Annotated in this window: 16 protein-coding genes; 10 read left to right on the top strand and 6 right to left on the bottom strand. The window is 64.6% G+C overall.

Annotated features, from left to right (window positions below; all coding sequences use genetic code 11):
- The first annotated feature begins 46 nt into the window (after positions 1–46).
- The 3 genes from E3U47_RS09360 to E3U47_RS09350 all read left to right on the top strand — a co-directional run bounded on the left by E3U47_RS09360 (position 47) and on the right by E3U47_RS09350 (position 2215).
- Complete coding sequence (locus tag E3U47_RS09360) at positions 47–361, top strand: 3-phosphoglycerate kinase (protein WP_134691015.1); 315 nt, start codon at positions 47–49, stop codon at positions 359–361.
- Between the two features lie 110 nt (positions 362–471).
- Positions 472–1071: an FMN-dependent NADH-azoreductase gene (locus tag E3U47_RS09355; protein ID WP_134691013.1), complete on the top strand. Its 600-nt coding sequence runs from the start codon at positions 472–474 to the stop codon at positions 1069–1071.
- 271 nt (positions 1072–1342) lie between these two features.
- The gene (locus E3U47_RS09350; protein WP_134691011.1) at positions 1343–2215 is read left to right on the top strand and encodes a carboxylate/amino acid/amine transporter; all 873 of its coding nucleotides are present in this window, start codon (positions 1343–1345) and stop codon (positions 2213–2215) included.
- A 12-nt stretch (positions 2216–2227) separates the two neighbouring features.
- Here the strand turns inward: E3U47_RS09350 and E3U47_RS09345 are convergent, their stop codons facing one another.
- Complete coding sequence (locus E3U47_RS09345) at positions 2228–3433, bottom strand: MFS transporter (RefSeq protein WP_134691009.1); 1206 nt, start codon at positions 3431–3433, stop codon at positions 2228–2230.
- 139 nt (positions 3434–3572) lie between these two features.
- Positions 3573–4874 (bottom strand): mechanosensitive ion channel family protein, encoded by a 1302-nt coding sequence (locus E3U47_RS09340; RefSeq protein ID WP_134691007.1) that lies wholly within the window; start codon positions 4872–4874, stop codon positions 3573–3575.
- Between the two features lie 144 nt (positions 4875–5018).
- On the opposite strand from E3U47_RS09340, the gene E3U47_RS09335 reads away from it, so the two are divergent.
- The 3 genes from E3U47_RS09335 to E3U47_RS09325 all read left to right on the top strand — a co-directional run bounded on the left by E3U47_RS09335 (position 5019) and on the right by E3U47_RS09325 (position 7020).
- Positions 5019–6344, top strand: coding sequence for a DEAD/DEAH box helicase (locus E3U47_RS09335; protein ID WP_134691005.1), 1326 nt, complete (start codon positions 5019–5021; stop codon positions 6342–6344).
- Positions 6345–6503: 159 nt separating this feature from the next.
- The gene (locus E3U47_RS09330) at positions 6504–6812 is read left to right on the top strand and encodes a BrnT family toxin (RefSeq protein WP_372239496.1); all 309 of its coding nucleotides are present in this window, start codon (positions 6504–6506) and stop codon (positions 6810–6812) included.
- Positions 6787–7020: a BrnA antitoxin family protein gene (locus E3U47_RS09325; RefSeq protein WP_134691003.1), complete on the top strand. Its 234-nt coding sequence runs from the start codon at positions 6787–6789 to the stop codon at positions 7018–7020. Before E3U47_RS09330 ends, E3U47_RS09325 begins: the two co-directional genes overlap by 26 nt.
- Positions 7021–7032: 12 nt before the next feature.
- Here the strand turns inward: E3U47_RS09325 and E3U47_RS09320 are convergent, their stop codons facing one another.
- The gene (locus tag E3U47_RS09320; RefSeq protein ID WP_134691001.1) at positions 7033–7302 is read right to left on the bottom strand and encodes a hypothetical protein; all 270 of its coding nucleotides are present in this window, start codon (positions 7300–7302) and stop codon (positions 7033–7035) included.
- 141 nt (positions 7303–7443) lie between these two features.
- On the opposite strand from E3U47_RS09320, the gene E3U47_RS09315 reads away from it, so the two are divergent.
- Positions 7444–7848, top strand: a complete 405-nt coding sequence (locus E3U47_RS09315; RefSeq protein ID WP_134691000.1) for a transcriptional regulator — start codon at positions 7444–7446, stop codon at positions 7846–7848.
- A gap of 91 nt (positions 7849–7939) precedes the next feature.
- The gene (locus E3U47_RS09310) at positions 7940–8866 is read left to right on the top strand and encodes a DMT family transporter (protein WP_134690998.1); all 927 of its coding nucleotides are present in this window, start codon (positions 7940–7942) and stop codon (positions 8864–8866) included.
- On the opposite strand, the gene E3U47_RS09305 is transcribed toward E3U47_RS09310, so the two are convergent.
- Positions 8817–10037: a YbfB/YjiJ family MFS transporter gene (locus E3U47_RS09305; protein ID WP_134690996.1), complete on the bottom strand. Its 1221-nt coding sequence runs from the start codon at positions 10035–10037 to the stop codon at positions 8817–8819. The two genes, E3U47_RS09310 and E3U47_RS09305, sit on opposite strands and share 50 nt — an antisense overlap.
- A gap of 105 nt (positions 10038–10142) precedes the next feature.
- On the opposite strand from E3U47_RS09305, the gene E3U47_RS09300 reads away from it, so the two are divergent.
- Together E3U47_RS09300 and E3U47_RS25210 are read left to right on the top strand one after the other, a co-directional pair.
- Complete coding sequence (locus tag E3U47_RS09300; protein ID WP_134690994.1) at positions 10143–11036, top strand: LysR family transcriptional regulator; 894 nt, start codon at positions 10143–10145, stop codon at positions 11034–11036.
- A 115-nt stretch (positions 11037–11151) separates the two neighbouring features.
- A complete protein-coding gene (locus tag E3U47_RS25210) occupies positions 11152–11280 on the top strand; it encodes a PA1414 family protein (RefSeq protein ID WP_256660254.1) in 129 nt (42 codons plus the stop codon).
- A 137-nt stretch (positions 11281–11417) separates the two neighbouring features.
- Here E3U47_RS25210 and E3U47_RS09295 read toward each other — a convergent pair whose 3' ends face one another.
- Both E3U47_RS09295 and speB read right to left on the bottom strand, forming a co-directional pair.
- On the bottom strand, positions 11418–12797 hold the full coding sequence (locus E3U47_RS09295) for a sodium:solute symporter (protein WP_134690992.1): 1380 nt from the start codon (positions 12795–12797) through the stop codon (positions 11418–11420).
- A gap of 285 nt (positions 12798–13082) precedes the next feature.
- A complete protein-coding gene (gene speB / locus E3U47_RS09290; RefSeq protein ID WP_134690990.1) occupies positions 13083–14033 on the bottom strand; it encodes an agmatinase in 951 nt (316 codons plus the stop codon).
- Positions 14034–14211: the final 178 nt, after the last annotated feature.

The raw sequence follows: 14211 nt of genomic DNA, 5'->3' as shown, positions 1-14211 counted from the left end.
TGGCTCCTGTTGTCCTAAGCTGCGCTCTTCTCAAGGAGAGCGCCCTATGAAGAAAAGTTGTCTGGCCGTGCTGCTGTGCCTGCCCCTCGGGGCCATGGCTTATCCCATCGACGTGGAAAAGCAGATGACCGGGGTCAAGGTTGACTACACCGCCTATGACACTGCCTACGACATTGGCTCGATCAGCCTGAACAACTATGGGCAGGTGGCGGCGGCATGCAAGGTCAGTTTCCGCAATGGGCCCGAGGCGCCACGGGTGCGCCGGGTCAACGTGCCGGCGGGCAAAAGCGTCGATGTGACGGCCAAGTTCAACCGGCAGATCATCAAGCTGCGCATCGCGCTGGACTGCAAAGCGGAATAAAACTGATTAATCGATAGATTGAACCCATTTTTTACGCTTTTTTATCGATAGGTCAACCTCTAATCTCACCTCCATCGAATTGCACCCCTTTACCGCCGATGGAGGCACCCATGTCCCGCGTACTGATCATCGAAAGCAGCGCCCGTCAGCAGGATTCCGTTTCCCGCCAACTGACCCAGGATTTCATCCAGCAGTGGCGGGCGGCGCACCCGGCCGACGCGATCACGGTGCGCGACCTGGCGGTGGCCCCGGTGCCGCACCTGGATGCCAGCCTGCTCGGCGGCTGGATGAAGCCCGAGGAGCAGCGCAGCGCCGCCGAGCGTGAAGCGCTGGAGCGTTCCAACGCGCTGACCGATGAACTGCTGGCCGCCGATGTGCTGGTGATGGCCGCGCCGATGTACAACTTCACCATCCCCAGCACCCTGAAGGCCTGGCTGGACCATGTGCTGCGCGCCGGCATCACCTTCAAGTACACCCCCACCGGCCCGCAGGGGTTGCTGGCTGGCAAGCGCGCCATCGTCCTGACCGCCCGCGGCGGCATCCATGCCGGTGCCAGTAGCGACCACCAGGAACCCTACCTGCGCCAGGTGATGGCCTTCATCGGCATCCACGAGGTGGACTTCATTCACGCCGAAGGCCTGAACATGAGCGGCGAGTTCCACGAGAAGGGCCTCAACCAGGCCAAGGCCAAGCTGGCCGCGGTGGCCTGAGCCGCGATGAATTCCCAACCCTGACACCTTGTTGCTCCTTTGGGTGTACCTGCCCGGCCAGTTCATGGCCGGGCTTTTTTATCTGCTTTACGCGTGCTCTGTAGGAGCGGCCTTGTGCCGCGAAAGGGCCGCGTAGCGGCCCCGGCGATTCCTGCGATGACACCAGACCCCAGGCCCTCTGCGGCTCCCCCAAGCACCCCCACAATCCTCATGGTTGAACTGGCCAGACCCAACCCGCTAAGGTCGCCGCCTTGATCCACGAGGGCCAACCATGGGCTACCTGATAATCGTCGCGCTGATCCAGGCGTATTCCTTCAACCTGATCGGCGAGTACCTGGCCGGCCACGTCGACAGCTACTTCGCGGTGCTGGCGCGGGTGCTGCTGGCCGGGCTGGTGTTCCTGCCGCTGACCCGCTGGCGCCTGGTCGAACCACGCTTCATGCGCTCGATGCTGCTGATCGGCGCCTTGCAGTACGGCATCACCTATGTCTGCCTGTACCTGAGTTTCCGCGTGCTGACGGTACCCGAGGTGCTGCTGTTCACCATCCTCACGCCGCTGCATGTAACGCTGATCGAAGACGCCCTGAACCGCCGTTTCAATCCCTGGGCGCTGCTGGCCGCGCTGGTGGCGGTGGCCGGCGCCGCGGTGATTCGCTTCGACACCGTCACCGGCGAGTTCTTCATGGGCTTCCTGCTGCTGCAACTGGCCAACTTCACCTACGCCGCCGGCCAGGTGCTGTACCGCCACCTGGTGGCGCGCAATCCCAGCGACCTGCCGCACTACCGGCGTTTCGGCTACTTCTACCTGGGCGCGCTGCTGGTGGTGCTGCCGGCGTTCCTGCTGTTCGGCAATGCCCAGCACCTGCCGAGCACCGACACCCAGTGGCTGGTATTGCTGTTCCTCGGCCTGTGCCCGACAGCCTTGGGCCTGTACTGGTGGAACAAGGGCGCCTGCCTGGTTTCCGGGGGGACCCTGGCGGTGATGAACAACCTGCATGTGCCTGTGGGCCTGCTGCTCAATCTGCTGATCTGGAACCATGACGAACCGCTGGGGCGGTTGGCCATGGGGGGCGGGATCATTCTGGCTTCGGTGTGGTTGAGCCGTTTGGGTGGCCAGCGCGCGAGACTGCCGGGCGCAGCCTGAGCCGCGTGTGGCTCAGGCCGGCTGACGCAGGCCGTGGCGTATCACCAGGCACAGCGGCAAGGTCAGCAACAAGGTGCCAGCCAGCACCATCAGGCCTTGGGCCACCCCAGCATGGTCGGACATCGCGCCGATCAGCAGCGGGGCCAGCGCGCCCCCACTCACGGTGCCGGTGTAGTAGCAGGCGAACACCCGTTCGCGGTGCGCGCGCCCGGCGAAATCCGGCACCAGCGCGGTCAGTACCGAAGACGTGCCGTTGAGCGCCACGCCGATCAGCGGCATGACCAGCATCAGCGCCAACAGTGGCAGCATGAGTGCCACCAGGATCAGCACGGCCGTCAGCAACTCGGTGCAGATTATCGTGCGCACCGGTCCCAGGCGCGCCCCCAGGTAGCCGCAGAACAGCTTGCCGAATGCCCCGCCGATGAACAACAGCGCCAGGGCCAGGCCTATCTGGGCGGTGGCCGCGCCCTTGGCCTGCAGCAGGAACGGCAGGAAGGTCAGAAACCCCATGCGCACGCCGCTGTCGAGGGTGCCGGTGGCGATCAGCGCCACCAGGCCGGAGGGCGCGCCAGCCTGGTGCTGGCATGTGGTTTTGGCGAGAGGCTCGATCTGTGATGGCGGCTGGCGCAAGAGCGCCCACAGCAGCGCCGCCGCGCCAAGCCCGAGCAGGCCGAGCAGCGTGGCATTGGCCTGCCAGGACAGATACACCAGCGCCAGGCCGCTTAGCCCCGGAATCACCGCCTTGCCGATATCGCCGGCGAAGTTGTACTGGGCCAGGGCCTGCTTGACCTTGCCACTGCCGTCGTAGGCATCGGCGACCAGGGCGCTGGCCAGCGGGTGCTGGGGGCTGGCGCCGAGGCCGGCGAGCATCAGGGCGATCAGCAACAGGCTCAGGTCGCTGGCCTGGGCGGCCAGCAGGTAGGCCAGCCCGGCCAGCGCCGTGCCCCGGATCAACAGCGCTTCGCGCCCCCAGCGTCGGGCCCCTTTGCTGGCCAGCAGTTGAAAGCCCGCCATCATTCCGGCGTAGGCGCCGCGTAGCAGGCCAACCTGGGCGTAGCTGAGGCCGAAGGCGGCCTGCCAGATAGGCAGCAGCACGTAGATGACATCGGTGAGGCCGTCATGCGCGCCATGGGCGAGACTGGCGGCGGCCAGGGCTTTGCGTTTTGGGCCGGTGTCGGCGGTGACGTGGGGCGGGGTTAGGGACAGATCCTGACGCATGGTTCGCTCACGGTGGCTGCGAGTGGCGTTGATCGGTCATCAGGGCAGGTCCGTCGATCTTCCTTGATGACGTTTTGCGCCTAGCGTAGTGGGGCAGAGGGGTAAAAAGCAAAAGGCGCCCATGGGGCGCCTTGAGTGCTCATGCGTCGCTCAGCGTTTCCAAGCCGCGCGGTTGCGGTTGTGCTTGCGGCCGGGCGGCGAGCCCAGCGCGCATGTCATTGCCACTCGGCTGCTGGTAGAGACTTAGCCCGAACTCCGGCAGCACCGCCAGCAGGTAGTCGAAGATATCGCCCTGGATGCGCTCGTACTCGGCCCACACCGTGGTGGTGGTGAAGCAGTAGATTTCCAGCGGCACGCCTTCGGCGGTGGTCTGCATCTGACGGACCATGCAGGTCATGTTCGGGTGCACGTTGGGATGGCTTTTCAGGTACGCCAGGGCGAAGGCGCGGAAGGTGCCGATGTTGGTCAGTTGGCGGCGGTTGGCCGACAGTTCCGCCACCGGGCCCAGGGCTTCGTTCCATTGGTGCAGTTCCTGGCGCTTCTGGCTCAGGTAGTCGCCCAGCAGGCTGACCTGGCCGAGGCGGCGCTGTTCTTCGGCGTTGAGAAAACGCACGCCGGCGGCGTCGATGAACAGGCTGCGCTTGATCCGCCGCCCGCCTGATTGCTGCATGCCGCGGTAGTTGCGGAACGACTCGCTCATCAGGCGCCAGGTGGGGATCGAGACGATGGTCTTGTCGAAGTTCTGCACCTTCACCGTGTGCAGGGTGATGTCCACTACGTCGCCATCGGCGCCGGCCTGGGGCATTTCGATCCAGTCGCCGACATGCAGCATGTCGTTGCTGGTCAGTTGCACGCTGGCGACGAACGACAGCAGGGTGTCCTTGTACACCAACAGCAGTACCGCCGACATGGCGCCCAGGCCCGATAGCAGCAACAGCGGCGAGCGATCGATCAGGGTGGCGACGATGACGATGGCGGCGAAGATCCACAGCATCATCTTGGCCAACTGCATGTAGCCCTTGATCGAGCGGGTGCGGGCGTGTTCGCTGCGCGCGTAGATGTCCAGCAGGGCATCGAGCAGGCACGACAGGGCGCGGGTCATGAACAGCAAGGTCACAGCCAGGGCGACGTTGCCCAGGAAGTGCTGGGCGGTGGCGGACAGCTCTGGCACCAGCTTGAGGCCGAACTGCACCACCAGCGACGGGGTGGTCTGGGCCAGGCGGTGCAGCACTTTGTTGTGGCGCAGGTCGTCCAGCCAGCGCAGCGCCGGTTGCCGTGCCAGCAGGCGGGTGGAATGCAGGATCAGAAAGCGCGCCAGGCGGCCGATCAGCAGCGAGACGAGCAGCAGCACGATAAGGCCGAGGGCGGCGTGCAGCATCGGGTGTTGGTCGAGCGTGCCCCACAGGTCGAGGGCGTCACGCCAGAAACGTTGGATGTCCATGGGCTTGGAAACGGTCTGTATTGCGGTACGAGGCGACATTAGAGCGTGGATCGGCGCAAAGTTGCCAAAAGAAATTCGGTTCTGGCGGCGGAAAACGTTACCCTATGCAACTTGAATTTTTCGCACTTGCCCGAGGTTACCCCCGTGTTTTCCCAATTCGCCCTGCACGAACGCCTGCTCAAAGCCGTGGCCGAGCTGAAATTTGTCGAGCCGACCCCGGTGCAGGCGGCGGCCATTCCCCTGGCCCTGCAAGGGCGTGACCTGCGGGTGACCGCGCAGACCGGCAGCGGCAAGACCGCGGCTTTCGTCCTGCCGCTGCTCAACCGTCTGGTCGACCTGAAAGGCGGACGCGTGGAGATTCGCTCGCTGATCCTGCTGCCGACCCGCGAGCTGGCCCAGCAGACCCTCAAGCAAGTGCAGCTGTTCTCGCAGTTCACCTACATCAAGGCGGGCCTGATCACCGGCGGTGAAGACTTCAAGGAACAGGCCGCGATGCTGCGCAAGGTCCCTGACGTGCTGATCGGCACCCCGGGCCGCCTGCTCGAGCACCTCAACGCCGGCAACCTCGACCTGTCCCACGTGCAGGTGCTGATCCTCGACGAAGCCGACCGCATGCTCGACATGGGCTTCGCCGAAGACATGGAGCGCCTGTGCAAGGAGTGCGAGCAGCGCGAGCAGACCTTGCTGTTCTCCGCCACCACCGGTGGCGCGGCCTTGCGCGACATCATCGGCAAGGTGTTGAAGGACCCTGAGCACCTGATGCTCAACAGCGTCTCGCAACTGGCCGAAGGCACTCGCCAGCAGGTCATCACTGCCGACCACGACCAGCATAAAGAAGCCATCGTGCAGTGGCTGCTGGCCAACGAGACCTTCGACAAGGCGATCATCTTCACCAACACCCGCGCCCTGGCCGACCGCATCTACGGTCACCTGGTGGCCAAGGATGTGAAGGCCTTCGTGCTGCACGGCGAGAAGGACCAGAAAGACCGCAAGCAGGCCATCGAGCGCTTCAAACAGGGTAGCTCCAAGGTGCTGGTAGCCACCGATGTCGCCGCCCGCGGCCTGGACATCGACGGCCTGGACCTGGTGATCAACTTCGACATGCCGCGCAGCGGCGACGAGTACGTGCACCGTGTCGGCCGGACCGGCCGTGCCGGTGGCGAAGGCCTGGCGATCTCGTTGATCACCCACAACGACTGGAACCTGATGTCGAGCATCGAGCGCTACCTCAAGCAGCAGTTCGAGCGCCGCGTCATCAAGGAGGTCAAGGGCACCTACAACGGGCCGAAGAAGGTCAAGGCCTCGGGCAAGGCCGCTGGCAGCAAGAAGAAAAAGGTCGAGAAGAAAGCTGGCGCCGACAAGAAGGGCGCCGCCAAGAAAAAGCCGGCCGCCAAGCCCAGGAACAAGGCTCCGCTGGCCAGTGCCGATGGCCTGGCACCGCTGAAAAAGCGCAAGCCTGCCGCTGAGTAAAGGCCGCCTTGCAGCGAACCCGCCACTGCAACGGTGGCGGGTTACTTCACGCCTTCCCCAGGCGTTTGTAGCCCATTTCCCAAACTACCCTTTTGCCCCGGCACTTTGTCGCCAGCCCACCAGACTCCTATGGCATCTATAGCCAAGGAGGTGTAGCGTATGTACGTATGTAAATACGACGGCTCAATACGATTTGAGTGGGATGAGCAAAAGAACCTAATCAACATCCGCAAGCATGGCGTCGACTTCGACGATGTCACGCTCATGTTTCGCCAGCCGATGCTGGTGCTGCGTGATGAGCGGTTCGCGTACGAGGAACCGTGCTGGATCAGCATGGGCTGGATCAATGCCTGGGTCTGTGTGGTGGCCTACACCGAAAGGCAGGGTGATGTGATCCGAGTCATTTCCGCCAGACGAGCAGCTCGACGTGAGGAACAGCGCTATGTCGAAACCATCCGCAACCCCTGAGCAACAGCCACCCGTCGATACCTCGGACATTCCCGAGCTCGATGATGATTTCTTCAGCCGCGCCGAGTTGCGGGTGCCTGCCAAGCAGACCGTGACCATCCGCCTCGACGCCGACGTCCTGGCCTGGTTCAAGGAGCAGGGCGCCGGCTACCAGACCCGCATCAACCAGCTGCTGCGCCAGTACATGCAGGCCCAGCAACGCCGCTGACCGCCAGGCGAGTCAGGTCTTCTTCTCCGCGGCTTTCAGTTCCTGGATGCGTTTGTCGATCAACTGGCATTTGTCTGGCAGGTCCTTGCTCGCCGTGCCGAGCTCCATGCCCTGGAGTTCGTCATTGATCTCCTTGGCCTTTTGCGGGTTCTGCTCGGTGAGCTGGCTGACCAGCCCGGCCAGTTCTTCTCTTTTATGGGTGGCTTCCTCTGGCGTGCAAGCCCAGGTGGGGGCGCTGCACAGCAGGCTGGCGAACAGGGTGATGCAGGTTGAGGTTTTCATCGTCCAGGCCTCTGCAGGGCATGATACTGGTTGATGGTCGGGGCCTGGCAAAAGTTCAGACACGTAAAAAGTGGAACACCTGGAAGGGCTCCTGGGTCACACCTTGTGTACCCCATCCGTCCACAGCAGGAGGCCCCCTCCATGAGCACCTACGACTGGGACCTGATCGAACGCTTGCTGCACGAAGTGCAGAACGGCGCCGGTCACAGCTTCACCCCACGCCCCTACGCCGAGCAACATGCCGCGGCCCTGGCAGCCAAGGGCCAGGCGCCGGGCGACCTGGACCATCTGAAGACCCGCGCCTGCGAGTATGAAAAGATCCTCTTCGAGCGCGGTTTCATCGAAAGCCGACCCGAAGAGGAGGGCGGCAACGGCGAGAACTTCGTGCTCACCGAGCGTGGCTCGCGCCTGCTCAGCCTGATCGACAGCAGCATCCCCGGCTTCGAGCACCCGCGCCAGGTGCTGGATGAGCAGGAAGACGCGCTGGACGAGAGCACCTTCGACCGGATAGCTGCCGAGGCACGAATCGCCGGAGGCGCAATTTAGGCTGGTATCGGCAAGGCTCGACGTCTAATAATCGGGATCCATTCCACTGCCGAGCCTTGCCCATGACGTTGCAACAACCAAGGGGGCGCGCATGATCGCGGCCCGCAAGAACCCCGACGCCTTCGCTTTTCAGGTCATGCTGGGGCTATGCCTGGTATGGGGCTGCCAACAAGTGCTGATCAAGTCGGCCGCCGTGGACATCGCCCCGGTGATGCAGGCGGCATTTCGTAATGGCATAGCCGCGCTGCTGGTCGGCCTGCTGGTGTGCATGCGTGAAGGCTGGGGGCTGCTGGGCACCACCTGGCGCGCTGGGCTGCTGGCCGGCGCATTGTTCGGGCTGGAGTTCCTGTTCATTGCCGAGGGCCTGAAACTGACGTCGGCGGCGCACATGTCGGTGTTTCTCTATACCGCGCCGATCTTCACCGCCCTGGGGCTGCATTTCATGATGCCCAGCGAGCGGCTGCGCTGGCTGCAGTGGCTAGGCATCCTGCTGGCCTTCTGTGGCATTGCCCTGGCCTTCGCCGGAGGCGTGTCGCTCGAGCAGCTCGATGGGCGCATGCTATTGGGCGATGGCCTGGCAATCCTGGCCGGGCTGGCCTGGGGCGCGACCACGGTGGTGGTGCGTGGCTCGCGGCTGTCCGAGGCACCGGTGACCTTGACCCTGTTCTACCAACTGGCGGTGGGCTTCGTCGGGTTGCTGGCGATCGCCTTGTTCAGCGGGCAGATCGCCGACTTCGCCCTGACGCCCCTGGCGGTGGGCAGTGTGCTGTTCCAGGGGATCGTGGTGTCGTTCATCAGCTACCTGACCTGGTTCTGGCTATTGCGCAGATACCTGGCATCGAACCTGGCGGTGTTCTCGTTCATCACGCCGTTGTTCGGTGTAAGCTTTGGCGTGCTGCTGCTGGATGAGCCGCTGAGCCTGAACTTCGTGATCGGCGCGGTGATGGTGCTGCTGGGGGTGATATTGGTCAGTGCCGAGGGTTGGGTACGCCAGCAGTTGCGCAGGGTCGTGGGCTAGGATTCGCTGGCAAGGCTGGCGAACATGGGTTCATCACCGAGCGCGACGCACCACCGGCCAGCACCAATATCCCGGCCAGCCCCAGCCCCAGCGCCGCCAGCACCAGCGCCGGTTGCAAGCCTCCGCTGAAATGGCTGCTCAACGCCGCCAGCAACGGTCCGCTCAACTGCCCCAGGGCAAAACAGGCGGTCAACAGCCCGGCGTTGCGCTGCGTGGCCTGGGGCGCCAACTCCCGCGAGCGTTGCATTACCAGTTGCATGCAGGCCAGGAACGGCCCGCCGCACAGCAATACCCCCAGCCCCAGGCCGATACCGCCGCCCATCAGGCATGCCAGTACCCCCAGCCCTTGCAGCCACAACGTGGTGGTCAACCAGACGCTGGTGTGACCGGGGCGGCGCAGGCTGGCCAGCACCACGCCGAGCGCTGCGGCCAGGCCGAACGCCGGCCAGAACAGATCAGCCAGCCATTGGCCATGGAACTGCTGGTTGGCCATCTGCGCGAGGAAAGTCGCGGGCAGGATGTAGCCGATACCGTACAGCGCATAGGCCAAGCCCAGACGGCCGATGCCGGTGCCCTGGGTCGGGCCGTCGTGGGCTGCTGCTGGCGCGGGTTCCAGTGCCCGTGGCAAGCACGGCAGCACAGCCAGCAGCATCAGCAGGGCTGCCACCCCGTAGATCAGCCACAGTGCTGCCGAGCCCAGCCCCAGCAGGTGCGCGGCCAGGGCCAGCAGGCCGGTCAGCGCGATGCCGGCGCCGGGGCCGGCGAATACCAGGGCGCCCAGCCGCTGCCGGCCATGGGCGTTGGCCAGCTGCTGACTGAGGCTGGTGATCATCACCAGCACCCAGGCGCTGGCCACGCCAGTACCGAAGCGCAGCAACAGGTGGCTGCAGAAACCGTCGGCGGCCCAGGAGGCGAGGGTCAGCAGCACGTACAGCCACAGGCCGCCATGCAGGCGCAAGCGCACCTGGGCCGGCTGGCGGGCGAACATGCCGTCCACCGCGCCAAGGAAGTAGCCCAGGTAGTTGGCGGCGGCGATCAGACCCGCGGCGGTCAGGTCGAGCTGACCCTCGGCGATCAGCTGGGGCAGTTGCGGGGTGAGGGCGAAGCGGCCGATGCCCATGGCCATCATCAGCGCCACGGCGCTGGCCAGCAGTTGGACGAAGGGTGACATGGAGCGTCTCCTGCACGAAGGATGCGATGGCTGGCAGGGTAGGGTGGATTTACTTTCAGCAAAATTGAATAATGATGATAAAGTTGTTCTGTTTTGGAGAATCTCATGGAGTTCAGCCAACTGCGTATCTTCCAGGCCGTGGCCGAGGAAGGCTCGGTGACCCGTGCCGCCGAGCGCCTGCACCGGGTGCCATCGAACCTGTCGACGCGCCTGCGTCAGCTCGAGGAACAACTGGGGGTGGAGTTGTTCCTGCGCGAGCGCCAGCGTCTGCAGCTGTCGCCAGCGGGCAAGGTGCTGCTGGACTACGCCAACCGCCTGGCGGCCCTGCGCGACGAGGCCATGGCCGCAGTGCAGGGTGGCCAGCCGGCGGGTGACTTCCTGCTCGGCACCATGTACAGCAGCGCGGCCACTCACCTGCCCGCGCTGCTGGCGCGCTATCACCAGGCTTACCCAGCGGTGAACCTTCAAGTGCGTGCCGCCCCTAGTGGCGAGCTGCTCGAGGGCCTGCTCGGCCACACCCTCGACGCGGCCCTGGTGGATGGCCCACCGAGCCTGGCCGGGTTGGATGGCGTGCCCTTGTGCGATGAGGTGCTGGTGCTCATCACCAGCCCGGAACACCCTCCGGTGCAAACGGCCCGCGACGTGGCGGGCAAGGCGGTGTTCACCTTCCGACAGGGCTGCTCGTACCGCATGCGCCTGGAAGCCTGGTATGCCCATGCCCACACGCCCATGGGGCGGGTGATGGAGATCGAGTCGTACCAGAGCATGCTGGCCTGCGTGATCGCCGGGGCGGGGGTGGCGTTGATGGCGCAGTCGATGCTCGACAGCCTGCCGGGCCATGAACGGGTGCGGGTGCATCGGTTGCAGGCGCCGTTCGACCAGGCGCAGACCTGGCTGATGTGGCGCCAGGGCATGTGTGGGGCAAATTTGCAGGCCTGGATTGATTTGCAACAAAGCGAAACGATTGACCGACCGTCGGAAGCTGCCATCCGCGCTTGATCCGGGTCAAAATCGCCCATATGTGTAAGAACAGAAGCATGCGGGATACAGGACATGGGACTATGATCTGTATGACGCATCGCAGGATTGATTGACCACCCGTCAAGGGGGCATTATGAACCAACGCATGTACAACTGGCTCCACGACCTCGCCGTCGCATTGGGCTTGCTCCCGCCACCGTTGCAGCCGGTGCCGATCCCGACCGACGAAGAACAGCGCAAGCGCCAGCCGCGTCGTCGCTGACCACCTTTTGCGTTCTAGCGCAGCCCCGTAGGAGCCAGCCTTGCTGGCGAACCAGGCGACGCGGAGGCTGGCACCGGCTGCGCCGGTGTTCGCCGGCAAGCCGGCTCCTACGACGAGCGCGGCCAGGACAGAAGGTATCAGGCCAATTTCACGGCGCTCACCGGCTTGCGCGAAGCCAGGCTGACCACCACGAAACTCACCAGACCGATGGCCAGGCTGTAGTAGATCGGCGAATTGGCGTCCAGGCCGTCCTTGAACATGAACAACAGCGCGGTGGCAAAGCCCAACGACATGCTGGCGATGGCCCCGGCGGTGGTCGCGCGCTTCCAGAAGATCGCCCCCATCAGTGGGATCAGCATGCCGCCCACCAGCAGGTTGTAAGCCAAGGTCAGGGCGCTGATTACATCGTTGACCGCCAGGGCGATGCCCAGCACCACCAAGCCGGTGAGCAGGGTGAACAGGCGGTTGATGCCCAGGCTCGACTGCTTGCCGCCACGCAGTTTCGGCAGCAGGTCTTCGGTCAGCGTGGTGGAGGCGGCCAGCAGGCCAGCGCTGGCGGTGGACATCATCGCGGCCAGGGCGGCGGCCATCAGCAGGCCACGGATGCCCTCGGGCAACTGGCCCTTGATCATCTCGGCGAAGGCATTGTTGGGATTGGCCAGGTCGGGCATCAACACGTGGGCGGCCATGCCGATCAGCGCGCAGGCCAGGCCGTACAGCACGCAGTAGACACCGGCGGTGGTGCCGGCGCGCTGGCAGACCTTCTCGTCACGGGCGGTGAATACCCGTTGCCAGATGTCCTGGCCGATCAGGATGCCGAAGAAGTAGATCAGGAAGTAGGTGATGATGGTGTCCCAGCCGATGGCGGTCCAGCTGAAGCTGGTGTCCGGCAGCTTGGCTACCAGGGCGTCCCAGCCCCCGGCCTTGTACAGGCACACTGGCAGCAGGATGAACATCAGGCCCACGGTCTTGATCACGAACTGGACGATGTCGGTCAGGGTCAGCGACCACATGCCGCCGATGGTCGAATACACCACCACCACGCCGCCGCCAAACAGCAGGGCCATCCAGAATGGTACATCGAGCAGCACCTGCAGCACGGTACCCATGGCCAGGGTCGAGGTCACCGCGATCATCAGCGCATAGGCCAGCATGATCGCCGCGCTGGCCTGGCGCGCCATCGGGTTGTAGCGGCGCTCCAGCACCTGGGTGACGGTGAAGATCTTCAGGCGCAGCAGCGGTTTGGCCAGGAACAGGTTCAGGGCGATGATCCCCAGGCCCAGGGCGGCGCACAGCCAGAAACCGGAAATGCCGTGGACATAGCCCAGGCGCACGGTGCCGACGGTGGAGGCGCCGCCGAGCACGGTGGTGGCCATGGTGCCCATGTACAGGGTCGGGCCGAGGTTGCGCCCGGCCACCAGGTAGTCTTCATGGGTCTTCGCGCGCCGCATGCCGTACCAGCCGAGGCCGAGCATGCCGGCGGCATAGATCAGTACAACGATGATGTCCAAGGCCATTGGGGGTCTCCCGATTATCTTTATTATGGCGAGATTGGCCGTCCGGACGGTTCACGGCGCCCGGCGGTCCTTTGTGGTGTTGGCGGGCCTCTATGGCCCTCCCGAATGGCTCCTGCCGGGGTGCAGTAAGTCTTTGCAACTGGGTTCTCTGTAGGAGCGGCCTTGTGTCGCGATGGGCTGCGTAGCAGCCCCGGCAATCTTGCATGAGGCGAGGACCTTGGGGGCGCTTCGCGCCCCATCGCGCCACAAGGCCGCTCCTACAAAAAACGGGCGGTGTCGCTGCCGTCAGCGATGTACCACGCCCGGCAACACGCAGAGCATTTCGAACAGCAGGTTGGCCCCCAGCAGCGAGGTGTTGCCGGTGGTGTCGTAAGGCGGGGAGACTTCGACCAGGTCGCAGCCGATCAGGTCCAGGCCCTGGCAGCCGCGGATGATCTCCATCGCCTGGATGGTGGTCAAGCCGCCGATCTCCGGGGTGCCGGTGCCCGGCGCCCAGGCCGGGTCGATGCCGTCGATGTCGAACGACAGGTACACCGGTCCGCCACCGACTTTCTCACGCACTTCGGCCATCAGCGGGGCCAGCGACTTGTGCCAGCACTCCTCGGCCTGGACCACACGGAAGCCCTGGCGGCGGCTCCAGTTGAAATCGTCGGCGGTGTAGCCTTGGGCGCGCAGGCCGATCTGCACCACGCGCTCGCAGTCGAGCAGGCCTTCCTCCACGGCGCGGCGGAAGGTGGTGCCATGGGCGATCTTCTCGCCGAACATGTGGTCGTTGACGTCGGCATGGGCATCGATGTGCACCAGGCCGATCTTGCCGTGCTTCTTGTGCAGGGCCCGCAGGATCGGCAGGGTGATGGTGTGGTCGCCGCCCAGGGTCAGCGGGATGATGTTGTGCTCGAGGACCTCGTCGTAGGCTTCTTCGATGATGCGCACCGCATCCAGCAGGTTGAAGGTGTTGATCGCCACGTCGCCGATGTCGGCCACCGACAGCGAGTCGAACGGCGCGGCACCGGTGGCCATGTTGTAGGGACGGATCATCACCGACTCGGCGCGGATTTGCCGCGGGCCGAAACGGGTGCCGGAACGCAGCGAGGTGCCGATGTCCAACGGCACGCCGATGAACGCGGCGTCCAGGCCTTCGGCGCTTGGCAGGTGGGGCAGGCGGAGCATGGTGGCGATGCCGCCGAAACGCGGCATTTCGTTGCCGCCCAGTGGTTGGTGGAGAATCTTGTCCACGGTGGGCCTCATCAGTCGGTCGATTGTTCTGTTTGTTCGAACCTGGCTGCCGCCGCGCGTATTGGCGCGGTGTGATACCGGCGAGCAGGGACATTGCGCCGCAGTCTGCGCAAGGTAGTGGCCGGGAAGAATCGCTACCGACAAATACTTACTTCAGGAATCTCTGAACTATTGGCAC

Origin of the sequence: Pseudomonas sp. RIT623, from assembly GCF_004519305.1 — a bacterium.
Lineage (GTDB): Bacteria > Pseudomonadota > Gammaproteobacteria > Pseudomonadales > Pseudomonadaceae > Aquipseudomonas.
This window is presented reverse-complemented; position numbering and strand designations above follow the sequence as displayed.